Here is a 22,638-nt window from a genome sequence, read left to right on the forward strand (position 1 = left end):
CGCTGTGCCCCGCCTGGAGACCATCATGCGTTTTTCGACCGTTGCCGTTGCCGCCGCGCTGACGGTCGTGTCCGTATCGACGTCACTCAGCGGCCAGCGGCCCGATACGCAGATCGATCCGCGGTCGCTTCAACTGCTCGCTCAGGGACGCAGCCTGAAGGCGGCCGGCAATCTCGACGGCGCGACCGACATGCTCGAAACCGCGGTTGCGGTCGATCCGCGCAATCGCGCGGCGTTCGTCGAACTGGGCAAAGTCGCAGAGGCGCGCGAACTGCCGGGCAAGGCGATCCGCCTTTACCGCGAGGCGCTGCTGCTCGAACCGAATGACGTCACCGCGTTGCAGGGGCAGGGCAGTGCGTTGGTGATGAAGGGCGCGGTCGTCCGGGCCCGCGACAACCTCGCCAAGATCCGCACCATCTGCAAGGGTCCGTGTCCCGAAGCAGTGCAGCTTGCCGCGATCATCGCCAAGGGGCCGCCCATCACGACTGCGCAGGTCGTAAAGCCCGCGACCCCCGCCAAGGACTGAGCGGAACGACCTCAGCCGCTGACGGTGAGCGGCCGTGTCTTCGCAGCGCGCGCCAGTGCCACGAAATCCAGCACCGACAAGGTCTCTGCGCGTCGCGTCCCATCGATCCCGATCCGCTCCAGCGCATCGAGAGCACCAGGCACCGACTTCAGGCTCTGGCGGAGCATCTTGCGACGCTGGCCAAAGGCGGCGCCGGTCAGCCGTTCGAGCAGGGCGAAGTCGACACCCTCGGGCGCAGCATGTGGCGTGATGTGGACGACCGCGGACATGACCTTGGGAGGCGGCGTGAAGGCCGACCTGTGGACCGGCATCGCGATCCGCGACGCGCTTCGCCATTGTGCCAGCACCGCCAGACGTCCGTAATGGTCGCTATTGGTGGTCGCGACAATCCGTTCAGCGACCTCCTTCTGGAACATCAGCGTCAGCGATTGCCACCATGGCACCCAGTCCGCCGACAGCCAGCCGACCAGCAAGGCGGTACCGACATTATAGGGCAGGTTGGAGACGATGTGTGGCTTTGTCTTGAAGAACGCCGGTGCGTCGATCGCCAGCGCATCGCCCTCGATGACCGTCAACTGCCCCGGGAACGCGTCGCCCAGTTCGGCTAGCGCCGGGATACAGCGGTGATCCCGCTCGATCGCCGTCACGCGCGCACCCGCCGCAAGCAAAGCGCGGGTCAGTCCACCGGGACCTGGGCCGACCTCGAGGACTTCAGCGTCGTGCAGGTCACCCGGCACAGCGGCGATGCGCGCCAGCAATTGCCCGTCGAACAGGAAATTCTGCCCCAGCGCCTTGCTGGCATTGAGGCCATGCCGCGCGATCACCTCGCGCAGCGGGGGGAGGGCCGTTGCCGGGGCGATCATCGACTTTCGGCGCTTTGCGCGGCACGCCGATCGGATGCCTGGCCGGCCATCGCGATAGCCGCGATCATGGCACCCGGTTCGGCGAGGTTTTTACCGGCGATCGGGAATGCCGTGCCGTGGTCAGGCGACGTACGCACGATAGGCAGCCCGAGCGTGATGTTGACGCCTTCGTCAAAATGGATGGTCTTGAGCGGCACGAGCGCCTGGTCATGATAGCAGCAAAGTACCGCGTCATAGGTCGCGCGCGCGCGCGGGTGGAACAAGGTATCTGCCGCAAAAGGCCCGGTCGCATCGATGCCCTCCGCGCGCAGCAACTCGATCGCCGGGGCGATGATATCAATCTCCTCACGACCGAGCGCGCCCTGTTCGCCCGCATGCGGATTGAACCCGGCAAAGGCGAGCCTCGGGGCCGCGATCCCGAAATTCCGCGTCAACCCACGAGCCGTTGCCCGCCCCTTTGCGACGATCAAATCGACCGACAGCAGGGACGCGACGTCGCTGAGCGGTACATGCGTTGTGATCGGCACGACACGGAGTGACGGGCCGGCAAGCATCATCACGGCATTCTCGCCCGCGACGCCGAACCGTTCAGCGACGAACTCCGTCTGCCCGGGATGGGTGAAGCCAATCGCATAAAGCTTTGCCTTCGATACCGGCCCCGTGACCAGTGCGCGTGCTGCTCCGGTCTTGACCAGTCCCACCGCAAGCTCGAGCGCATGCAAGGCGCAACGGGCGCCCTCGACATCCGGATTCCCGGGCACGATCTCGCCCGCGTCTTCGACGCTCAGCACCGGCAGCGCACCGGCGAATACCGTGGCCGTTTCGGTAGGATCAGCGATCCGGACCACGGGCCCGGACCAGACCCGCTCGATCGCCCGGATGTCGCCGATCGCAACGAACGGGGGCAGATCGTGCGCAACACGCGCGGCCCAAGCCTTGGCGATGATTTCAGGTCCGATCCCCGCAGGGTCGCCCATCGAGACGGCGAGGGGGCGCGACTGCGGCATGTCAGGATCAGCGATATTCGACGACGGCGTCACGACGCAGATCGCGCAGTTTCTGCTGGGCCCGCAAATTGACGCGCTGCTGCTCGAGCTGTCCCTGGATCTGTTCCGAACTCGGCAGATTGCCTGACTGCGGATCGTCGCGTCCGCACAGGACGAGGGCACGTACGCCCTGTTCGGCGGACCCAAACGGCGGACTCGATTCGCCGACCTGCAACTTGAGCATCACTTCCTGAAGCTGCGGCGGAAGATCGCGGATCCGGACCGTATCATTGTCGACAACGTCGGCTCCGATGCCGGCCGCTACCTTTTCGACGGTGCCACACCCGCGCAGATCCTTTGTAGCCCTTGCAAACGCCTCGGCACGGGCTGCGGCCTGCGCCTGCGAGGTGTTGGGCGGGAAGCGCAACGTCAGCTGCTTCAGGCTGAGCCGCGCGTCGCGTGGGTCGGCGGTCAGCACCTGACGCTTGTCGGTCAGGTACAGGATCGAATAGCCGCCCGACACCTCGATCGGACCGGCCACCTGGCCGACCTGCATCGACTGCGTCGCCTGGGCGAGCTCCGGCGGCAGCGTCGATGCGCGAACCCAGCCAAGGTCGCCGCCGACCGCGCGGGTCGACGCCTCGGAGAATTGCCGCGCATAGGACTCGAACGGCTGCGTGCCCTTCTGGATCTCCTGGATTAGCTGGCGGGCATTGGCATAGACCTGTTGCCCGTTCGTCGCATTCCCGGCGAGGTAGATTTCTTTCAGGTTGAACTCGTCCGTGCCCTTGGCCGCCTCGAGGCGGTCGATAATGCCTTTGACCTCCTCGTCGCCGACGTTGACGAAGGGCTCGACACGGCGCCGCAGATAGCGCTGCCAGGCCAGTTCGCCTTCGATCTGACGCTTGAGCGAGCGATCCGATGAGCCGGTCTGCCGCAGATAGGCCGCCATGGTGGCAGGGGTACGGTTGAACCGCTTCGACACCGCGTCATAGCTCTGCGTCAGTTCGGCGGGCGTGATCGTGATGTCGGCGGTCTTTGCCTCCTGGATCTGCAGCGTCTCGTCGATCAGCTGCCGTAGGACCTGGAGCTTCAACCGATCGCGGTCTTCGGGGGAGAGCTTGGCGCCCTCATTGGCCATCGCGATCAAGGCGACGCGCTGATCGACGTCGGTGCCGGTGATCACGGAATCGTTGACGATCGCCGTCGGCTTGCGGACGTTCGGATCGACCTTGCCGAAGATCTGAAGGTTCGTCGGCAGGTTAAGCCCGGTATTGTCGGGCACGCTCTGATCGGACACGGTCTGGCCGGATCCTCCAGCGGGCGCGGGCGCAGGCGTTGGCGCGGTCTGGGCAATGGCGCTTGCGGTCAGTGCGGCAAGGACCACAGCGCCGATTACGCGGCCACCACGCGCCGTCAGTCGAACATCATGCTTCAAGGTGTCGGTATCCCATCATCGCGTATCATCGCACGTGCCGCGCGGCCTACCCTGGCTTAGCTGAATGCGGGCTTAGCGGCCAAGATTGGTGAAGGCCAGCGTCAGCAGGAAACTGTTCCCCTTCCGCGCATCACCGGTATCGTTGTACGTCCGCCGCCACGTCGCGCCAAGCCGCAGGCAATCGTCTTCATACTGCACGCCGACACGGTGGCGGATCGGGCTGAAACCGTCGCTGACGGACAGCGGATCTTCCGCTTTGTTCGTCAAATCGACGACCCCCGATCCGAAGGCGGACCAGAACCGGGCAAACTGGACACGGCCGGCGACGCGGATCTCCTCGCGGTCGCGCAAATCCTCGATCACGGCGTCGATGTTGCGGTTCAGCTTGAGATAGCCGACGAGCACGTAAGTCGCGCGCGATCCGATCGTGGCGTCGATCTCGTTGCGGCGGATCGCCAGGCTGTCCTTGTCGAGCCGGTAGCGGTGCACCACCGAGACAAAGTCGCGGAACCGCAATTCGCTGCGACCGACAATATCTGAGAACCGGTCGCTGAGCCCCGTACCGTCGGGCAGGATCGTCGGGCGCGTGCCCAGGCGATAGCTCTGTCCGATATTCGTCGTGAACGCGATTCCCGGAAGGTCGAGTGCCCACTCGCCGCCATAGGTGGCGCGCGAGGAATCCTCGAACCGGTCATACCCAGCAAAGCGGTTCAGTGCGAACAGGTTGGTATCGTCGAGGTCGACGGCGCGCGAATCCTCGTTGGGGATGCGCGTGTTGGCGATGCTCGGTGCGGCGACCAGTTGGACACGCGGCGTGAACCGCTGCGTGCCGCCGAGGAACGTGCCGATGAACGGCCATTTCACGTCGACGGCCGCTGCGCCGATCGCCCGCTTGTGAAATCCTTCGAGTCCGCGATAACTGACGATCGAGGTCGCGTCGGTGTTGTTCGTGTTATAGGCGTCGGCGCGGGCGAATGCCGTGAAGGTGACTTCCTGACCCCAGTTCGTCAGGCGCCGAAGATCCCATTGCGCGCTGGCGAACGCGCGCTGCGTGTCCTGTCCGTCGGTGCGTGTCAGCGCCAGCGTGTTGAGCTGGAGCTGGACGCGGCCCCCGACCAGTCCATCGTCGAAGCGCTTGCGATAGTCGATCTCGGGAAGCGCGATCGGCTGCTGACCCTGGCTGTCATTGACGCGCAGCGTTTGGACGTACCAGCCGGTCAGCGCGAAATAGCTGCTGTCGTCGATCCGCTCGAGGCTGGCCGTGCTGCGCAACCGGTCGTCGCGCGAGATGTCGTAGCGCCGCAGGAACGTCCGGTCGGTCGTCAGGCGGAGCGAGCCGCTGACACTCCAGTTGGGCGTCAGCTGATAGCGTGCCATGCCGTCGAGGTAGCCGCGGAACGCCATGCTGGTGTCCGCTGAATTTGCCGTGGTCAGATCGTCGCTCCGGCGGCTTTCGGTCGCATAGGCGCGCAGGCTGAACGCGCCCCTGGTGCTCAGCGCGGAATAGTCTGCCTGGAGCATCGGCAGGACGCTGGTGTAGAGATGCGGCGTGACGACCAAGCCCTGGTTGGGCGCAAGCTTCAAATAATAGGGGATGCTGACTTCGAAGCCGTTGACCCGGCTATAGCCGCCATTGGGCGATAGCAGTCCGCTGTCGCTGCCTCCACCGACGGGATTGGAGAATTTGGGCAACGGCAGGCTGGGAAGGCCGAACAGGTGCAGCCGCGCGCCGGCATAATAGATCCGCTTGCGGTCGGGTCGATAGGTGACGCTGACTGCGGTGATCTTCCAGGTCGGCTCCTTGGGGCAACCGGCCGAGTTGACGACGGCGCAGGGCGTATACGCGGCACTGCGCAGTTCGACCGTGCCATCGGCTTCGCGCGTCCCCTGCTTGGCGGCCAGCCTGCCGCCCTGTTCGAGCACGACGAGCATGTTGTCGACGACGCCGTCTTTCAGCGAGTCGGTCAGCTCGATCGAGTCGCCATAGGCAATGTCGCCCTGGGGGTTGGTGACCGCGATATTGCCCGTCGCAAGAACCTTTCCCGTCTTGCGGTTCCACACCACTTTGTCGGCGCGCAGCCGATCGCCCTGGCGGAACATGCGGACTTCACCCGTTGCCGTGACGATGTCGGCGTCAGTGTCATATTCAAGACCGCTGGCGCTGAACTGCACCTGATCCGGATCCGTCGGGGTCGATGAGGTCGGCGGTTCCGGAAGGGGCGGCGCTGCCGGACGCGCCTGGAGATCCTGCGCGCGCGCGGACGCTGGAAGCAGTCCCGATGCGAGCAAGGCGAGCGACAGGGCGCAACCCGCCATAAGGTCGATACGCAACACGATCCGAACCAACCCCTTTTGGAACTGCGGCCGGTCGCCGCCATACCGCGCCGCCTATCGCATCGTCCGCGCGTTGCTGCAATCGCCGTGCGTCGGATCACCGCTATCCACAGGCTTGATCGGCCGCGACCTTGCTTTGCCGCCTCCGCAGCATCAGCTTAGGGGCATCTAGCCCAGTCTATTCAATGTTCTTCGAGGTCCCCATGCAGATCGATTTCACCTCCGTCGCCACGCCCGATGCGGCCATTCTCGCCGTGCCCGTTGCCAAGGACGGACTTTCCACGACGCGATGGACCGCGATCGGGGATGGCGTCGAGGCGGTAGCAATGCAGGCAGCGGCCGCTGCCCGCTTCACCGGCGCAGCGGGGGCGATCATCGAGGTCTTCGTGCCGGTTGCGGGCACGGTTCGGCAGGTCCTGTTCGTTGGCGTCGGCGCAGGCAGCGATGCGGATTGGGGGAAAGCCGGAGGTGCGGTCACTGCGCGCCTGCTGACGTCAGGCGCCACCGCGGTGACGATCGACCTGGGTGCCGCCTCGACGCCCCCGAGTGCTGCGGCTGCCGCCCGGTTCGCCGCAGCGGCCCTGCAGCGCGCATGGCGTTACGACACGTATCGCACCAAGCTTGCCGAGACGTCGAAGCCCAGCTTGACGACATTCACGATCGCCGGTGCCCCCGAAGGCACCGACGCGGCATGGGCCGAGCAGGCCGCGGTAAGTGGTGGCATGGACCTGACGCGGTGGCTTGTCACATCGCCGCCAAACATCGTCTACCCCGAGAGCTTCGTCGAGAAGGTGACGAAGGACGTCGAAGGGCTGGGGCTCGAAATCACCGTCCTCGACGAAGCGCAGATGGCGGAACTCGGCATGGGTTCGCTGCTGAGCGTCAGCCAGGGCTCGCGACGCGAGGCGCGCCTGCTGGCGCTGAAATGGAACGGAGCCGCCGCCGACGTCCCGACGCTTGCCCTTGTCGGCAAGGGCGTGACGTTCGATTCGGGTGGTATCTCCATCAAGCCGGGCGCGGGCATGGAAGACATGAAGTGGGACATGGGCGGAGCAGGGGCCGTTGCCGGCGCGATGAAGGCGCTCGCTGCGCGCAATGCCAAGGCCAATGTGGTCGGCGTGATGGGGCTGGTCGAGAACATGCCTGATGGCGCGGCGTTGCGGCCTAGCGACGTCATCACGTCGATGTCGGGCCAGACGATCGAAGTCCTGAACACCGACGCCGAAGGACGGCTCGTGCTCTGCGACTGCGTGACCTGGGTCCAGAAGACGCATCAGCCTGCGACGATCGTCGATCTCGCGACGCTGACGGGTGCGATGATTGTCGCGCTTGGCACCGAGAATGGCGGCATCTTCGCCAATGACGACGCGCTGGCGGACCAGTTGCTTGCGGCTGGTACGGCCAGCGGCGACACGCTGTGGCGTTTCCCGCTGTCGCCGGCCTATGACAAGCTGATCGACTCGCCGATCGCGGACATGAAGAATGTCGGCCCGCGCGGCGCAGGGTCGATCACTGCGGCGCAGTTCATCAAGCGCTTCGTCGACGAAGGCGTGAAATGGGCGCACCTCGACATCGCGGGCATGGTCTGGTCGGACAAGCCGGGAACCCACCACGACAAAGGCGCGACTGGCTATGGCGTGCGCCTGCTCGACCGGTTTGTGGCCGACAATTTCGAAGGCTGAATGACCTATATACCGTCATCCTGGCAGAGGTCAGGATGACGGGGCGGCCTGGGGCGGCAGTCTGGGTTTGGGGGAGCAACACAATGCAGGTCGATTTCTACCACCTGACCAGCCCGCTCGACCGCGTCCTTCCGCGAATCGCCGAGCGCGTTGTGCAAACTGGCGGCCGACTGCTTATCGTCGCCGAACCCGAGGCGCAGCGTGTCGCAATCGATCGGCTCCTCTGGTCCTATGCGCCGGAGAGCTTTCTGCCGCATGCACATATCGGCGCAGGTGACGACGCGGCACAGCCCGTCCTGATTGCCAGCGACGTGACGACGGCCAACGCGGCGCGCAACGTCGCGATCGTCGACGGTCGCTGGCGGGACGCGGCGCTCGATTTCGAGCGGGTGTTCCACGTGTTTGACGAAGAGGCGATTCGCGAGGCGCGGCTGGCATGGAAGGCGCTGGGCGATCGTGACGGTGTCGAGCGCCGGTACTGGAAACAGAACGATGCCGGCCGCTGGGAGCAAGCTGGCTGAAATTGGACGGCATAGGCGTTGCCTTGGGGCCGATCCGCGCCTAAGCGCCGCGCATCCAATTCCCGCCAACACAGGAGCCCGTGACCATCATGGCCGCGAACCGTACCTTTTCGATCATCAAGCCCGATGCCACCCGCCGCAACCTGACCGGTGCGGTCACCAAGATGCTCGAGGAAGCCGGCCTGCGCGTCGTCGCGTCGAAGCGCATCCAGATGACCCGCGAGCAGGCCGAAGGCTTCTACGCGGTGCACAAGGAGCGCCCCTTCTTTGGTGAACTCGTCTCGTTCATGATCTCGGGCCCCGTCGTCGTCCAGGTTCTCGAAGGCGAGAACGCGATGCAGCGCAACCGCGACATCATGGGCGCGACCAACCCGGCGAACGCCGAGCCCGGCACGATCCGCAAAGAGCTTGCCGAGTCGATCGAAGCCAATAGCGTTCACGGTTCGGATTCGGACGAGAATGCCGAGATCGAGATCGCCTATTTCTTCAAGCCCGAAGAAATCGTCGGCTGATGCTCTGGCGGCTGCGACGCGCGACGGTGGGCGATGCGCCCGCCCTCTCGCTCGTCGGAGCCGCCTCGTTTCTTGACGCCTACGCAACAGCATTTGCGGGCGTCGACATCGTCGATCATTGTACGCGGAACAACAGCGTCGCGGTCTTCGAGGCATGGCTCGATGATCCGGCAACGATCGTGACGCTCGCCGAATATGAGCCGGGCCATGCCCCGATCGGCTATTCCGTACTTACGAAGCCTGCATTTCCTATCGACACCGGCCCTCGCGATATCGAACTGCGCCGCATCTACCTCATGAAGCAGGCGCAGGGATCAGGTCTCGGTGCCGCGTTGATGGACCGGGCGCTCGCTGACGCGGCCGAGCGCGATTACGCCCGTGTGTTGTTGGGTGTGTGGGGCTTGAACGCCCGCGCCCGCGCCTTTTACGAACGCCAGCAATTCTCCGTGATCGGCACCCGGCCCTTCAGGATCGGGACGACGCCGTATACCGATCCGGTCTACGCCCGTGAAATCTGACGGTCGCAGGGGTAAGGTGCCTCGTTAGCGTTGTTGGCGTGTCCATAACGCGTCTAGCCTAGCCTGATCGCCGCCACGTTGCCTGAGCTTCAAGCCCTCCAGTTTCAGCGATCGGCCGAACGGAAACACACCGGCTTTCGTGCGCCAGATCACGTCGTAGATGCCGCTTGCCGAACCCGAGACATCGCCGTCGGTATAGGTGACGGCAATGAGGACCGGCAGCCGCCCGGCCTGATCGTCCGCGCCGCCGTCGGTGGCTTTCAGCAAGGCCTTTTCGAACCAGTCGCGTTGGATCTGATCCGTCAGGGCATCCTTGCGCTCGACGCTCAGCGCCGAGGGGAACGCGATCGTCGCCGTCTGGATATCGTGCTTGTCGTCCCGCAGCAACATCAGCGAATCGCCATTCTCCGCCGCGACGGCTCGGATTTCGAAGCGTCGGCTTTCGCGCTGTTCGCTGGCACGCGCGCTCGCCTTCTCGGCCTTGTCCGCGTTGCGCTCGGACCAGTTGCTCCAGAGCGTGAGTGCCGCGATGAGCACGCCAGCGACCGCGAGGACCTCTGCCAGCGTCACCCAGCGGCGACGCGTTTCGGCGGCTTCACGCCGTTCGGTCGGTGTTTCGCGGCTCATCAGATGTCTGTTTTCGGCAGGGCGTTCATCGTTTCACGAACTCGGCAAGCGTCTTGGGGTATAGCGCATGTTCCGCGGCCAGCACGCGATCTGCCAGCGCGTCGGCGTCGTCGCCTGGCAGAATCGGGACTTCGGCCTGACCCAGCACGACGCCGCCATCGAGTTCCTCGGTAACCAGATGGACCGAGCATCCTCCCGTGGCATCGCCCGCCGCGATCGCCCTAGCATGCGTGTCGAGCCCCTTGTATTTGGGGAGCAACGAGGGATGGATATTGACGATCCGATCGCGCCATGCGGCGACGAATTCGTTGGAGAGCAGCCGCATATAGCCGGCCAGCGCGATGACCTCGACCGCGGCGTCCCGGAGCGCCCGATCGATCGCCGCCTCATAAGCCGGTTTGCCCAGCCCGCGGGGAGACAGCGCAAACGTCGCTATCCCCTCGACGTTTGCCCACGCGATGCCGGCCGCCTCCGGCTTGTCGGACGCGACGAGCACCACCTCATAAGGGCAGTTCGCATCGCGCGACGCCTCAATTAGCGCGATCATGTTCGATCCGCGCCCCGACAGGAGCACGCCGACGCGCGTTCTGTCAGCCATGAGTCGCGGTCCAGTCGGCGCGCGCGCTCCACGTGCCCGCCGAACCGCGCACGGTGCAGCCATGTGTCCCCGCCTCGATCCGCCCGATCGGGAATACCGTCTCGCCCGCGGCTTTCAGCGCAGCGGTGATCATCGTCACATCGTTAGCGTCGACGATCGCAACCATGCCGACGCCGCAATTGAAGGTCCGTGCCATCTCCTCCGGTTCGATAGCACCCTGCGCCTGAAGGAACGCCATGAGCCGGGACTGCTCCCAGGCATCCGCATCGACGATCGCGTGAACGCCTTGTGGCAGAACCCGTGGAATGTTTTCGAGCAACCCACCGCCCGTGATATGCGCGAGGCCCTTGATACGGCGTTCGCGCAGGAGCGGCAGCAGGCCGGCGACGTATATCCGAGTCGGCGCCATCAGATGGTCGATCAGCAGCTTGTCCTGATCGAACAGCGCCGGCCGGTCGAGTTTCCACCCGCGGTCGCTGGCGAGCCGGCGGACGAGCGAGAAGCCGTTCGAATGCACCCCTGACGACGCCAGTCCGAGCATAACGTCGCCCGCCGCGATATCGTGGCCGGTCAGCATGTTGGTCCGCTCAACCGCGCCGACGCAGAAGCCGGCGAGATCATAGTCGCCGTCCGCGTACATGCCCGGCATCTCCGCGGTTTCGCCGCCGATCAGCGCACAGCCGGCCGTCTTGCAGCCCTCTGCGATCGACGCGACCACACGCTCCGCCACTGCCGCGTCAAGTTTGCCACTTGCATAATAATCGAGGAAGAACAGTGGCTCAGCGCCCTGAACGATCAGATCGTTGACGCACATCGCGACAAGATCGATGCCGACGCCGTCATGGCGATTCCATTCGATCGCGAGCTTCAGCTTGGTGCCCACGCCATCGTTCGCCGCAACCAGCAAAGGGTCGACGAAGCCCGCCGCCTTCAGGTCGAACAGGCCACCAAAGCCGCCGAGATCGGCATCGGCGCCGGGTCGTCGCGTCGAGCGGGCAAGCGGTGCAATCGCGCGCACCAGCGCGTTGCCGGCGGCGATCGAGACCCCCGCTTGAGCGTAGGTATAGGGCGTGGCGGAGTCTGGCGTATCGGTCATGATCGGTGCTGCTAGCCACATCGCGCTTGGATTTCCACGTCTGCTTCGCCAAAAGGCCCGCGTGATGCGTATCCGTGCCCTTCCCACCGCGCTTGCCGGCGCCGCGCTGCTGCTTGGCGGCGGGGCCGTACTCGCACAGATTGAGGGCGGCAGTCGCGGCGCAGCGCCCGTCGATAGCGGAAGTGCGTACGAAGTCAGCGGCGTCATCGTCGACGTCGCGGGCCCGTCCGCCGACGCTGCCCGCTATGGCGGCTGGCGACTGGCGCAGCGCAAGGCCTGGGTGCAGTTGTCGAATCGGCTAGGCGGGGGCGGCGCGCTGGTGTCCGACGGCACGCTCGATTCGCTGGTTTCGGGTATCGTCGTCGAGAACGAACAGATCGGGCCGCAGCGTTATGTCGCCAAGCTCGGCGTCCTGTTCGATCGTACCCGGGCGGGATCGCTGCTGGGCATCTCGACTTTTGCGGATCGTTCGCAACCCATGCTTGTGATACCCGTCCAATGGTCGGGTGGCGTTGGACAGGTCTTCGAACAGCGGACGGAATGGCAGCAGGCCTGGGCACGCTACCGGACGGGCAACAGCAGCATCGACTATGTCCGCCCGTCGGGGTCGGGTCCCGACGCGCTACTGTTGAACGTCGGTCAGACGCAGCGGCCCGGCCGCGGATGGTGGCGGACGATCATCGATCAATATGGCGCCAGCGACATTCTCGTTCCGGTCGTCACGCTCTATCGCCAATGGCCGGGTGGTCCGGTCATCGGAGTGTTCGAAGCACGTCATGGCCCCGACAATGCGCTGATCGGCCGTTTCACGCTGCGTGTCGGTACCCCGGACGGGCTGCCGCAGCTTATGGACACCGGCGTCAAGCGGATCGACGACCTGTACCAGCAAGCGCGGCGGAACGGCACGCTGCGGGTTGATTACAGTCTTTCGCCGCCACCCGCGCCCGATCCGATTGCGAGCGAAACCGCCCCCGTCGACGAAACGGCCGATGCCAATACGGCCGTCCTGACGGGTGGCACCGGCCTGTCGATAACCGTTCAGTTCGATACGCCCGCAGCGGCGGCCGTTACCTCGACGGAGGCGGCGCTGCGCGCGATTCCCGGCGTCCGGTCGGCCGCGACCACCAGCCTCGCACTCGGCGGCGTGTCGCTGATGCGTGTCGCCTATGACGGCGATCCGGCAGCGCTCAAGGCGGCGCTCGAAGCGCGCGGCTATCAGGTGTTCGGTTCGGGCCAGACCATCCGGATCCGCCGCGCTACCCAACTTCTTCCGCCGGACCTGCCCGCGGATAACGCGACGACAGGGTGAGCGACGGCAGAATGACCCAAATTGCGCTGCCGCTCGGTTGGCCGGCGGATCCCCTTGACGACGCCTTTCTGGTCACCCCGTCAAATGCCCGTGCAGCACAGACGCTCGAGCATTGGGCGACCTGGCCCGTCATGACCGCCATTCTTTCCGGTCCGCGCAAGTCGGGTCGTAGCCTGCTCGCGCGGATCTTTGCAGCCAAGAGTGGCGGGACAATCATCGATGATGCCGAACGCGTCCCCGAGGCGCAGCTTTTCCACGCCTGGAACCGGGCCCAGGAAGAGCGCAGGCCTTTGCTCATCGTCGCCGACGCGGCGCCGCCCGAATGGAAGGTCAAGCTGCCCGACCTGCGCTCCCGCCTTGCTGCGAGTCCGCTCGCGACGATCGGCCCTCCCGACGACGAACTCATGCGGGTGTTGCTCGCGCATCTGTTCGAGCGTCGCAACATCGATGCCCGGCCCGATCTCATTGACTGGCTCGCGTCGCGAATCGAGCGTAGTCATATTACCGTCACGCGAACCGTCGATGCGCTGGATCAAGAGGCCATGGAACGCCGCAAGCGCTTGTCCATTAATCTTGCACGAACCACCCTGACCGAGGCTGGCCTGATCCTACGGCCGCAACTTGCCCTTGATCTGCCGCTCTTCACGTCACCTTAAGCCCCTAGAGGACCGATGAACCGTCCAGCGCATATCGTCCGCCAAGCGGAAGACGACGACGATCCCATCGGCGCTCAGCCGAACGACCGATTTTTCAACCGTGAGCTTTCCTGGCTCGCGTTCAATCGGCGCGTGATCGAAGAGGCGTGCAATCCGGCGCATCCGTTGCTCGAACGGCTTAGGTTTCTCTCGATTTCGGGATCCAATCTCGACGAGTTCTTCATGGTGCGTGTCGCAGGACTGAAGGGTCAGCAGACGCAGGACGTCGATCGTCGCTCGGCCGACGGCTTGACCGCCGGGCAGCAGCTGACCGCGATCATCCGCGAAGCGGACGCGCTGATGGAGAGCCAGCAGGCGGTCTGGGGTGATCTTCGTGTGCTGCTCGACGAGGCGGGGCTGTTTGTCCTGCGCCGCGATGCCGTCGAGGGCGAAGCCGATGACTGGCTCGAAACGCATTTTCGCGAGCAGATCTTTCCGATCCTGACCCCGCAGGCGCTCGACCCCGCCCATCCGTTCCCGTTCATTCCGAACCGCGGCCTCTCGGTGATCTTCGACCTCGTCCGCCGGTCGGACAACGAACCGGTCCGCGAACTGGTCATGTTGCCGCACACGATGACGCGCTTCGTCCGGTTGCCTGGCGAACCCGCGCGCTACGTCGCGATCGAGACGCTGCTCAAGCGGTTCGCGCCGGTGCTGTTCCCGGGCTATGAGGTTCTTGCCGCCGCGAGCTTCCGCGTCCTGCGCGACAGCGACATGGAGATCGAGGAGGAGGCGGAGGACCTTGTCCGCTACTTTGCCAACGCGATCAAACGCCGCCGCCGGGGCCGGGTGATCCGGCTCGAACTGGAAACCGGCATACCGGACGTGTTGGCAGCCGTGCTGAAGGATGAACTGGGCGGGGCGGAGGCGATCATCACCGAAAGCGGTAACCTGCTGGGCATCGTCGATCTCGACGGCTTGGTCGAGGAGGATCGCCCCGATTTGAAATTCCCGCCCTTCACGCCGCGCTTTCCGGAGCGGATCCGTGAATTTGGCGGTGACTGTTTCGCAGCCATCAAGGCCAAAGACATCGTCGTCCACCACCCCTATGAAACGTTCGAGGTGGTGCTCGCTTTCCTGAAGCAGGCGGCGAATGATCCCGATGTCGTCGCCATCAAGCAGACGCTCTACCGCGCCGGCAAGCAACCCGCGGTCATCAATGCGCTGATCACCGCGGCCGAGGCGGGCAAATCAGTCACCGCGGTGGTCGAACTCAAGGCACGGTTCGATGAGGAGCAGAACATGGTCTGGGCCTCCGCGCTGGAACGCGCAGGGGTGCAGGTCGTCTACGGGTTCATCGACTGGAAGACCCACGCAAAGGTCTCCCTGGTCGTCCGCCGAGAGGGGCAGGCGTTCCGGACCTACTGCCATTTCGGTACCGGCAATTATCACCCCGTCACGGCCAAGATCTACACTGACCTCAGCTTCTTCACGGCCGACGCGGCGGTCGGGCGCGATGCCGCGCAGATGTTCAACTACATCACCGGCTATGTCGAACCGACGGACATGGCCCGTGTCAGCCTGAGCCCGCGGGACCTGCGGAAGAATCTGATGACCCTGATCGATGTCGAGATCGCCAATGCGCGCGCGGGGCGACCGGCAGGGGTCTGGGCGAAGATGAACTCGCTGGTCGACCCTGCGGTGATCGAAAAGTTGTACGAGGCGAGCGGGGCAGGGGTCGAAATCGACCTCATCATCCGCGGCATCTGCTGTCTCCGACCGGGTGTGCCCGGCCTGTCCGAAACGATCCGCGTCAAGTCGGTGATCGGCCGGTTCCTCGAACACAGCCGGATCTGGGCTTTCGGAAACGGGAAGGCCTTGCCGAACGACGGTGCGAAGCTGTTCATCTCGTCCGCCGACTGGATGCCGCGTAATTTCGATCGGCGCGTCGAATATATGCTGCCGATCCTCAACCCGACGGTGCACGACCAGATCCTCGACCAGGTGATGGTCGCCAATCTTATCGACAACGAGCAGAGCTGGGAGCTAGGACCCGACGGCGATTATTCGCGCGTCGATCCCGGCGATCGTCCGTTCAACCTGCATCGGTATTTCATGACCAATCCGTCTCTTTCCGGCCGTGGTGCATCGCTTGCCACGAGCGCGACCGTGCCGACGCTTTCGCTCCGTCGACAGCGATGAGCGTTACCAACCTCCTGTTCGGCACCGCGACGCCAAAGGTTGAGGTCGACGACCATCCGCGCACCGGGATCATCGACATCGGATCGAACTCGATCCGGCTCGTCGTCTATCAGGGGCCGCCCAGACTGCCGGCGATCCGGTTCAACGAGAAGGTGCTGGCGGGCCTCGGCCGCGGATTGGCGGCGACGGGCACGATCGAAAAGTCAGCACTCAAGACGGCTAAGGTCGCGCTTGCGCGGTTTGCCGCTGTTGCGCGCGAGATGGAGTGTTCGACGCTCCGGACGGTCGCGACGGCAGCGGTTCGCGATGCGAGAAACGGTGGGGACCTTATCGCTGCTGCGGAGGAACTCGGGCTCAAGGTCGAGACATTGTCGGGTGGACAGGAGGCGAGCGCTGCGGGCTATGGCGTGCTGTCTGCGATCCCTGAGGCGGATGGCATCGTCGGCGATCTCGGCGGCGGCAGCCTCGAGCTCGTACGCGTGCGCCGTGGCAAGATCGAGGACAGCGTCTCGTTCCCCCTCGGCGTGCTGCGTATCGGACCGATGCGGGCGAAACGCGGCAAGGTGCTCGAGCGCCATGTTGCGCGGCTCGTGCGCGACGCCGGCTGGGCCGCACGCGGGCAGGGGCTGCCACTGTATCTTGTCGGCGGGTCATGGCGCGCGCTGGCGCGGCTCGATATGGAGTTGTCGGACTATCCGCTGCCGATCATCCATCAATATCCGATGACCGCGGCGACCGTGACGCGCCTCAGCCGCACCATCCCGCAATTGTCCAAGCCACGCCTGAAAGCCATTCCGGGCCTGTCGTCCGGGCGGATCGCGACGCTCGGCGACGCCGCCGCGTTGCTCGGCATTCTCATGCGCCAGCTCGGCAGCAAGACGACGATCGTTTCTGCGTACGGCCTTCGCGAAGGGCTGCTCTACGGCGACCTCAAGCCGGCGGCGCGGGCACTCGACCCCCTGATCGAAGCCGCACGCGAGGAGGGGCGACTGCTCGGCCGCTTTCCTGAACATGGCGACCTGCTCGATCGCTGGATCGCGCCGTTGTTCGTTACCGAGCCACCGGCAGTGGCGCGCTTGCGCCACACCGCCTGCCTCCTCGCCGATGTGGGTTGGCGCGCCAATCCGGAATTTCGCGCCGAGCGCGGGGTCGAAGTCGCGTTGCACGGCAATTGGGTCGCGATCGACGCACCGGGTCGCGGTATGCTCGCCCAGGCTTTGTATACCAGCCTTGGCGGTGACCTGGCCGCCGCGGATCCCGTGGAGCGCCTGGCGACACCCGCAGAGATTCAGAGCGCGACGGCCTGGGGACTTGCGATGCGTCTCGGGCAGCGAATGAGCGGGGGGCTTGCCGGACCGCTCAAACGCTCGCGCCTCACCGATGATGGCGTATCGCTAACGCTTACGCTGCTACCCGCAGATCGGGGACTCTACGGGGAAGCCGTTGAGCGGCGACACGCGGCGCTTGCCGCGGCCATCGGCCGGAAACCTGTGCTCGCGATCGCCTGACCGGAGACGAACGCGCAATCAGGGTCAGGCGCAGGTGAAACGCTCGATCCTGCTGGCGCCGTCGACATAGACATTCAGGCGATCGGTCCGGAAGTCCATTGTCACCGCGTCGTTCGGCGCGATCCACCGCAGCGTACGCGCGCCCGATCGGGCCAGCATCACATCCGCACGTGCATCGCTCGCGCGCTTGCCGACCAGATCGCCCAGGGCTTCAATCTTGCACGTGGCACCGGGCGGGGCTGGCGTCGCGGCACCGGGCGTGCGGTCGCGCATCTCGACCGGCATGCACCCGGCCGAAGCAAGTACGACCGCAAGCAGCGCCCGCTTCATGCCGCGTCCTCCGTACGGGTCATTTTCAACTTTCCGTTGATCACCGCGAAGGCCAGTCGGCCCTCGACCAGGTCCAGCGCGTCGCGGCCGAACTGGTCGAACCGCCACCCCTCCAGCATCGGCAAGCCCGTCCGCACGCCCGCGGCCAGCGCCTCGAGTTCGTCGGTCCTCGCAAGAAGTTTCGACGCTACATCAATATCTCGCGAGCGGATTTTGAGAAGGAGCTTGAGCAGATCCGCGACGAGCGAGCCCTCCTTGCCAAGGCCCGGCTTGCGATCGTCGCGGGGCGGCAGTTCATCGTCGCCGAGCGGCTGTGCCTGCTCGATCGCGAGCATCAGCCGTGCCCCGATATCATTGCCAGCCCAGGTGGCGGAAAGCCCCCGGACGCGGGCGAGGTCGGACTGTTTCCGCGGCGGATGCCCCGCCATGTCGCCGAGCGTCTCATCCTTGACGATCCGCCCGCGCGGCAGATCCTTCGCCTGCGCCTCAAGCTCACGCCACCGCGCCAGTGCCTTCAACCGGCCAAGCACATCGGGCTTGCGCCCCGAGATCCGAACGCGCTTCCAGGCTAGGTCGGGATCGTTTGCGTAATTGGCGATATCCCCAAGCCGCTCCATCTCCTGGTCGAGCCACACGCCGCGCCCGGTCTTGCGCAGCCGCTCGAGCATCTTGGGGAAGATCTTCGACAGATGCGTGACGTCGCCGATCGCATATTCGATCTGGCGTGCATCCAGCGGGCGCCGCGCCCAGTCAGTAAAACGCGCACCCTTGTCGACGGCGATCCCGAGCCAGCTGTCGACTAAGTTTGAATAGCCAATCTGTTCGCCCTGGCCGAGCGCCATCGCCGCGACCTGCGTGTCGAACAGCGGGAAGGGCGTCTTGCCCGTGAGGTTATAGACGATCTCGATATCCTGTCCGCCGGCATGGACGACTTTCAGCACGTCGTGATTCTCGACGAGAAGGTCGAGCAGCGGCTTCAGGTCGATCCCCGGCGCCATCGGGTCGATCGCCGCGGCTTCCTTGTCGTCGGCGATCTGGATGAGGCAGAGCTCCGGGTAATAGGTGCTCTCGCGCATGAATTCGGTGTCGACGCACACATAGTCGGCGTCGGCCATGCGCGCGCACAGATTGGCGAGCGTGGCACTGTCGGAGATAAGCGGGTGGATATGCATCGCTCGTCCATAGCGAGGCTCCCCCATGTTGACAAAGGGGCGCCTTGACAAAGGCCGGTAGGGAAGGGAAGCGCGGGCCATCCAATTCCCGTCATCCCAGCAAACGCTGGGATCTTCCGTCGCAGGGCGCACCCTTGCTGCACGAGATCCCAGCAAACGCACGGACGACGTATGAGAGACGAGACACATGCACGCCTATCGCACCCATAACTGCGCCGCCCTCCGCCCCGAACAGGTCGGCGAGGAGGTCCGCGTCTCGGGCTGGGTCCACAAGAAGCGCGATCATGGTGACCTGGTCTTCATCGATCTGCGCGATCATTACGGCATCACGCAGATCGTCACCGACGTGTCCGGCCCCGTCTTCAAGGTCATCGAGGGCCTGAAGAGCGAGAGCGTCGTCACGATCACCGGCAAGGTGACCGCCCGCGCGCCTGAAGCGGTGAACCCCAACCTGCCGACCGGCGGGATCGAGGTCCGCGCGACCGCCGCGACCGTCCAGTCGATGGCAGCCGAGCTGCCGATGCCGGTCGCGGGCGAGGCCGAATATCCCGAGGATATCCGCCTGCGCTATCGCTACCTCGACCTGCGTCGCGAGCGGCTGCACGCGAACATCATGCTGCGCTCGAAGGTCATCACCTCGCTGCGCAACCGCATGAACGATCAGGGCTTCACCGAATTCCAGACGCCGATCCTGACCGCGTCGTCGCCAGAGGGCGCGCGCGACTATCTGGTGCCGAGCCGCGTGCATCCGGGCAGGTTCTACGCGCTGCCGCAGGCACCGCAGATGTTCAAGCAGCTGCTGATGGTCGCGGGCTTCGACCGCTATTTCCAGATCGCCCCCTGCTTCCGCGACGAGGACGCGCGCGCCGACCGTTCGCCGGGCGAATTCTACCAGCTCGATTTCGAGATGAGCTTCGTCACGCAGGACGACGTGTTTAACGCGATCGAGCCCGTCCTCCACGGCGTGTTCGAAGAGTTCGCCGACTGGCAGGGCAAGGGACGCCAGGTCTCGGCATTGCCGTTCAAGCGCATTCCCTACCGCGAATCGATGCTGAAATACGGCAGCGACAAGCCCGATCTGCGCAACCCGATCCTGATCCACGACGTCGGCCACCACTTCGTCGACTCGGGCTTCGGCCTGTTCGCGGGCATCGTCGCCGGGGGTGACGTGGTTCGCGCAATCCCTGCGCCGAACACCGCCGAGAAGAGCCGCAAGTTCTTCACCGACATGAACGACTGGGCCCGCGCCGAGGGTCATGCCGGCCTCGGCTACATCACGCAGAAAAACGGCGAACTTGGTGGCCCGATCGCCAAGAATCACGGCGAGGAAGCGACGCGCAAGCTGATCGCGGAGATGGGCCTCGGGCCGAACGACGGCATCTTCTTCGCCGCTGGCAAGGAACTCCCCGCTGCCAAGCTCGCCGGCGCAGCCCGCGCGCGCATCGGTGCGGATCTCGGTCTGATCGACGAGAACCGGTTCGAGTTCTGCTGGATCGTCGACTTCCCGATGTTCGAATATGACGAGGACGCCAAGAAAATCGACTTCAGCCACAACCCGTTCTCGATGCCGCAGGGCGAGATGGACGCGCTGGAGAACAAGGATCCGCTCGATATCCTGGCGTACCAGTACGACATCGTCTGCAACGGTGTGGAGCTGTCGTCGGGCGCAATCCGGAACCACCGTCCGGAGATCATGTACAAGGCGTTCGAAATCGCCGGCTATACGCAGGCCGATGTCGACACGAACTTTGCCGGCATGATAAACGCGTTCAAGGTCGGCGCACCGCCGCATGGCGGCTCGGCACCCGGCATCGACCGGATGGTCATGCTGCTCGCGGGCGAGCCGAACATCCGCGAGGTCGTGCTGTTCCCGATGAACCAGAAGGCCGAGGACCTGATGATGGGCGCACCGAGCCCGGTCAGCCCGCGCCAGCTGAAGGAGCTCAACATCAAGCTCACCGTCGATGGACCGAAGGACCCGGCCAAGACGGTGACGCCCGCCGCTGGCTGACGCCGAGGCGGCTCGGCCGCCTCGGTCCTTTCCGTCCCGCCCCTAGTGGCCGCCTGATCTTCTGGAGTTTGCCTATGCCCATCGATCTTGCCCATTATGAAGCCGGCGACGCCTATGACGGCAAATACAAGCGCGACCTGGCAAAGCTTCAGAAGAGGCTTGAGCACATCCAGGTCGCGCATATCGTCAACAAGCGCCCCGCTGTGGTGATGTTCGAAGGGTGGGATGCGGCGGGGAAGGGCGGTATCATCCAGCGGTTGTCGGCCGAGTGGGATCCCCGTACCTACCGCGTCTGGCCGATCGCCGCCCCGAGCGCCGACGAGAAGGCACATCACTTTCTCTGGCGCTTCTGGAAGCGCTTGCCGGCCGATGGGAATATCGCCGTCTTCGACCGGAGCTGGTACGGCAGGGTACTGGTCGAGAGGGTTGAGGAATTCGCCACGCGTCGCGACTGGGAGCGCGGCTATGACGCGATCAATGCCTTCGAAGCGGGGCTGATCGAGAACGACACCACGCTGATCAAGATCTTCGTCCATATCACCCAAGCGGAACAGGACCGGCGGCTGGAGGCGCGGCTGCGCGATCCCTGGAAGCATTGGAAGACCGGTCTCGACGACTATCACAACCGGTCGCGACGCGAGGACTATCTCGCCGCGATGCATGAGATGTTCGCCCGCACGGACACCGCGGCCGCGCCGTGGATCGTCATCGACGGGAACGACAAGAAGGCGGCACGGATCGCTGCGCTGACCGTCGTCGCGGATCGCTTGGAGGGCGGAGTCGCGATGGTGCCCCCGCCGCTTGATCCCGCCGTCCTCAAGGTCGCGAAAAAGGCCCTCAAGCTCTAATTTTCGCAAGGCGCAACCCCGCTTTTGGTCGCAGTCCTCTGCAGCTATATCCATTTTGGTCGAAATTCTAACGCCTTCCGAACAACTTATGTTAGCGTGAACAGCTTCCGATGATGGTTAGGCTTGCCCTAAGATAATGGGCGTGTCCGAGTAGCGGACGGCCATTCAGTGGGCGTAGGTCATGACGGAACGCGGTCGAATAGGTGTCGACACCTCAGGGGCGATTGTCGAGGTGGACGCGACGTTCTGCCACACGCTCAATGCGACAGCCGCCATTTTGCTTGGCAGCAACATGCTCGATTTCACCGCGCCTGCCGACCGCGAGCGTTGCCGGCGACTGATGCGTCGCGTGGTGCATACCGGATCCCCGATCAGCACTACCAAAAGGCTGGTCAGGACCGACTCGTCGCATCTCTGGGTGCAGGGCCATTTGTCGATCGCGCCGCCAGGGACCGAGGTCTGCGTGACGATGATCTTCGAGGAAACCATGCCTGGGTCCGGCGAGGTCAAACCCGAAGCCTTGTTGAAGACGGCCCAGCTGACGCTTGATGCCCGGCGTGCGCGCGGGGCAATATTCTGCGCGTCGCTCTTCGCCGACAGCGCCTGGGACATCTTGCTCGCGGCCTATGTCAGCGAGGCGGAAGGCGTCCTCCTGACGCCGACCGACCTTGAACCGATGCTTGGGGTGGGACATGCCACGCTCACCCGCTGGATTCGCGCGCTCGAGGTTCAGGGGCTGATCGAGTTCGAGGCGGCTGGCGACGGGCGAGCGGGGGGCGCGGCGTTCCAGCTTACGTGCGATGCGCATCAACGGTTCGAACGGTATCTGTCCGAGCGATATGCCGTCGCGGTGTCGGCTGCGACGGATCTGGAACGGTTCCGCTGACCCGGTCAGTGCGGTACGACGTGGCAAGCGCGGCCG

The 22,638-nt window shown here is 64.9% G+C and carries 21 protein-coding genes; 12 read left to right on the forward strand and 9 right to left on the reverse strand.

The window, feature by feature from the left end; all coding sequences use genetic code 11:
* Window positions 1-25: 25 nt before the first annotated feature.
* Window positions 26-526, forward strand: a complete 501-nt coding sequence (locus tag GV027_RS00380) for a tetratricopeptide repeat protein (protein WP_201302552.1) — start codon at window positions 26-28, stop codon at window positions 524-526.
* Window positions 527-537: 11 nt separating this feature from the next.
* Here the strand turns inward: GV027_RS00380 and rsmA are convergent, their stop codons facing one another.
* The 4 genes from rsmA to GV027_RS00400 all read right to left on the reverse strand — a co-directional run bounded on the left by rsmA (window position 538) and on the right by GV027_RS00400 (window position 6,129).
* The gene (gene rsmA / locus GV027_RS00385) at window positions 538-1,389 is read right to left on the reverse strand and encodes a 16S rRNA (adenine(1518)-N(6)/adenine(1519)-N(6))-dimethyltransferase RsmA (RefSeq protein ID WP_159510590.1); all 852 of its coding nucleotides are present in this window, start codon (window positions 1,387-1,389) and stop codon (window positions 538-540) included.
* Complete coding sequence (pdxA, locus tag GV027_RS00390; protein ID WP_084215043.1) at window positions 1,386-2,396, reverse strand: 4-hydroxythreonine-4-phosphate dehydrogenase PdxA; 1,011 nt, start codon at window positions 2,394-2,396, stop codon at window positions 1,386-1,388. The genes rsmA and pdxA overlap by 4 nt, the downstream gene beginning before the upstream one ends.
* A 7-nt stretch (window positions 2,397-2,403) precedes the next feature.
* Window positions 2,404-3,747 (reverse strand): peptidylprolyl isomerase, encoded by a 1,344-nt coding sequence (locus GV027_RS00395; protein ID WP_373929164.1) that lies wholly within the window; start codon window positions 3,745-3,747, stop codon window positions 2,404-2,406.
* Between the two features lie 138 nt (window positions 3,748-3,885).
* A complete protein-coding gene (locus GV027_RS00400) occupies window positions 3,886-6,129 on the reverse strand; it encodes an LPS-assembly protein LptD (RefSeq protein WP_201302646.1) in 2,244 nt (747 codons plus the stop codon).
* A 221-nt stretch (window positions 6,130-6,350) separates the two neighbouring features.
* Between GV027_RS00400 and GV027_RS00405 the strand changes: the two genes are divergently transcribed.
* The 4 genes from GV027_RS00405 (at window position 6,351) to GV027_RS00420 (ending at window position 9,380) form a co-directional block, all read left to right on the forward strand.
* Window positions 6,351-7,829: a leucyl aminopeptidase gene (locus tag GV027_RS00405; RefSeq protein WP_159510592.1), complete on the forward strand. Its 1,479-nt coding sequence runs from the start codon at window positions 6,351-6,353 to the stop codon at window positions 7,827-7,829.
* An 83-nt stretch (window positions 7,830-7,912) separates the two neighbouring features.
* The gene (locus GV027_RS00410; RefSeq protein WP_159510593.1) at window positions 7,913-8,350 is read left to right on the forward strand and encodes a DNA polymerase III subunit chi; all 438 of its coding nucleotides are present in this window, start codon (window positions 7,913-7,915) and stop codon (window positions 8,348-8,350) included.
* Between the two features lie 89 nt (window positions 8,351-8,439).
* Window positions 8,440-8,862: a nucleoside-diphosphate kinase gene (ndk, locus tag GV027_RS00415; RefSeq protein WP_031393391.1), complete on the forward strand. Its 423-nt coding sequence runs from the start codon at window positions 8,440-8,442 to the stop codon at window positions 8,860-8,862.
* Between the two features lie 26 nt (window positions 8,863-8,888).
* Window positions 8,889-9,380 (forward strand): GNAT family N-acetyltransferase, encoded by a 492-nt coding sequence (locus GV027_RS00420; protein ID WP_328799342.1) that lies wholly within the window; start codon window positions 8,889-8,891, stop codon window positions 9,378-9,380.
* Window positions 9,381-9,404: 24 nt separating this feature from the next.
* On the opposite strand, the gene GV027_RS00425 is transcribed toward GV027_RS00420, so the two are convergent.
* The 3 genes from GV027_RS00425 to purM are packed head-to-tail and all read right to left on the reverse strand — an operon-like array spanning window position 9,405 to window position 11,701.
* Window positions 9,405-10,007 (reverse strand): hypothetical protein, encoded by a 603-nt coding sequence (locus GV027_RS00425; RefSeq protein WP_107933732.1) that lies wholly within the window; start codon window positions 10,005-10,007, stop codon window positions 9,405-9,407.
* Between the two features lie 25 nt (window positions 10,008-10,032).
* Window positions 10,033-10,605: a phosphoribosylglycinamide formyltransferase gene (gene purN, locus GV027_RS00430; protein WP_159510594.1), complete on the reverse strand. Its 573-nt coding sequence runs from the start codon at window positions 10,603-10,605 to the stop codon at window positions 10,033-10,035.
* Window positions 10,598-11,701 carry a phosphoribosylformylglycinamidine cyclo-ligase gene (purM, locus tag GV027_RS00435; protein ID WP_159510595.1) on the reverse strand — a complete coding sequence of 368 codons (1,104 nt, stop codon included), beginning with the start codon at window positions 11,699-11,701 and terminating at the stop codon, window positions 10,598-10,600. Before purM ends, purN begins: the two co-directional genes overlap by 8 nt.
* Window positions 11,702-11,765: 64 nt before the next feature.
* Between purM and GV027_RS00440 the strand changes: the two genes are divergently transcribed.
* Genes GV027_RS00440 through GV027_RS00455 form a run of 4 tightly spaced genes read left to right on the forward strand, consistent with a single transcriptional unit; the run spans window position 11,766 to window position 17,355 of the window.
* Complete coding sequence (locus tag GV027_RS00440; RefSeq protein WP_159510596.1) at window positions 11,766-13,010, forward strand: heavy-metal-associated domain-containing protein; 1,245 nt, start codon at window positions 11,766-11,768, stop codon at window positions 13,008-13,010.
* Window positions 13,011-13,021: 11 nt separating this feature from the next.
* Window positions 13,022-13,666 (forward strand): DnaA ATPase domain-containing protein, encoded by a 645-nt coding sequence (locus GV027_RS00445; RefSeq protein WP_159510597.1) that lies wholly within the window; start codon window positions 13,022-13,024, stop codon window positions 13,664-13,666.
* A gap of 15 nt (window positions 13,667-13,681) precedes the next feature.
* The gene (locus tag GV027_RS00450) at window positions 13,682-15,847 is read left to right on the forward strand and encodes an RNA degradosome polyphosphate kinase (protein WP_031439008.1); all 2,166 of its coding nucleotides are present in this window, start codon (window positions 13,682-13,684) and stop codon (window positions 15,845-15,847) included.
* The gene (locus tag GV027_RS00455; RefSeq protein WP_159510598.1) at window positions 15,844-17,355 is read left to right on the forward strand and encodes a Ppx/GppA family phosphatase; all 1,512 of its coding nucleotides are present in this window, start codon (window positions 15,844-15,846) and stop codon (window positions 17,353-17,355) included. Before GV027_RS00450 ends, GV027_RS00455 begins: the two co-directional genes overlap by 4 nt.
* Before the next feature lie 24 nt (window positions 17,356-17,379).
* Here the strand turns inward: GV027_RS00455 and GV027_RS00460 are convergent, their stop codons facing one another.
* Both GV027_RS00460 and rnd read right to left on the reverse strand, forming a co-directional pair.
* Complete coding sequence (locus GV027_RS00460; RefSeq protein ID WP_236558977.1) at window positions 17,380-17,685, reverse strand: I78 family peptidase inhibitor; 306 nt, start codon at window positions 17,683-17,685, stop codon at window positions 17,380-17,382.
* Window positions 17,682-18,857 (reverse strand): ribonuclease D, encoded by a 1,176-nt coding sequence (gene rnd / locus GV027_RS00465; protein ID WP_031393380.1) that lies wholly within the window; start codon window positions 18,855-18,857, stop codon window positions 17,682-17,684. Before rnd ends, GV027_RS00460 begins: the two co-directional genes overlap by 4 nt.
* Window positions 18,858-19,044: 187 nt before the next feature.
* Between rnd and aspS the strand changes: the two genes are divergently transcribed.
* The 3 genes from aspS to GV027_RS00480 all read left to right on the forward strand — a co-directional run bounded on the left by aspS (window position 19,045) and on the right by GV027_RS00480 (window position 22,602).
* On the forward strand, window positions 19,045-20,868 hold the full coding sequence (gene aspS, locus GV027_RS00470) for an aspartate--tRNA ligase (RefSeq protein WP_159510599.1): 1,824 nt from the start codon (window positions 19,045-19,047) through the stop codon (window positions 20,866-20,868).
* A gap of 74 nt (window positions 20,869-20,942) precedes the next feature.
* A complete protein-coding gene (locus GV027_RS00475; RefSeq protein WP_159510600.1) occupies window positions 20,943-21,716 on the forward strand; it encodes a polyphosphate kinase 2 family protein in 774 nt (257 codons plus the stop codon).
* Window positions 21,717-21,897: 181 nt separating this feature from the next.
* Window positions 21,898-22,602 carry a PAS domain-containing protein gene (locus GV027_RS00480; protein WP_159510601.1) on the forward strand — a complete coding sequence of 235 codons (705 nt, stop codon included), beginning with the start codon at window positions 21,898-21,900 and terminating at the stop codon, window positions 22,600-22,602.
* Window positions 22,603-22,638 lie beyond the last annotated feature (36 nt).

This window comes from Sphingomonas sp. T1 (assembly GCF_902506585.1).
Taxonomy (GTDB): domain Bacteria; phylum Pseudomonadota; class Alphaproteobacteria; order Sphingomonadales; family Sphingomonadaceae; genus Sphingomonas; species Sphingomonas aerolata.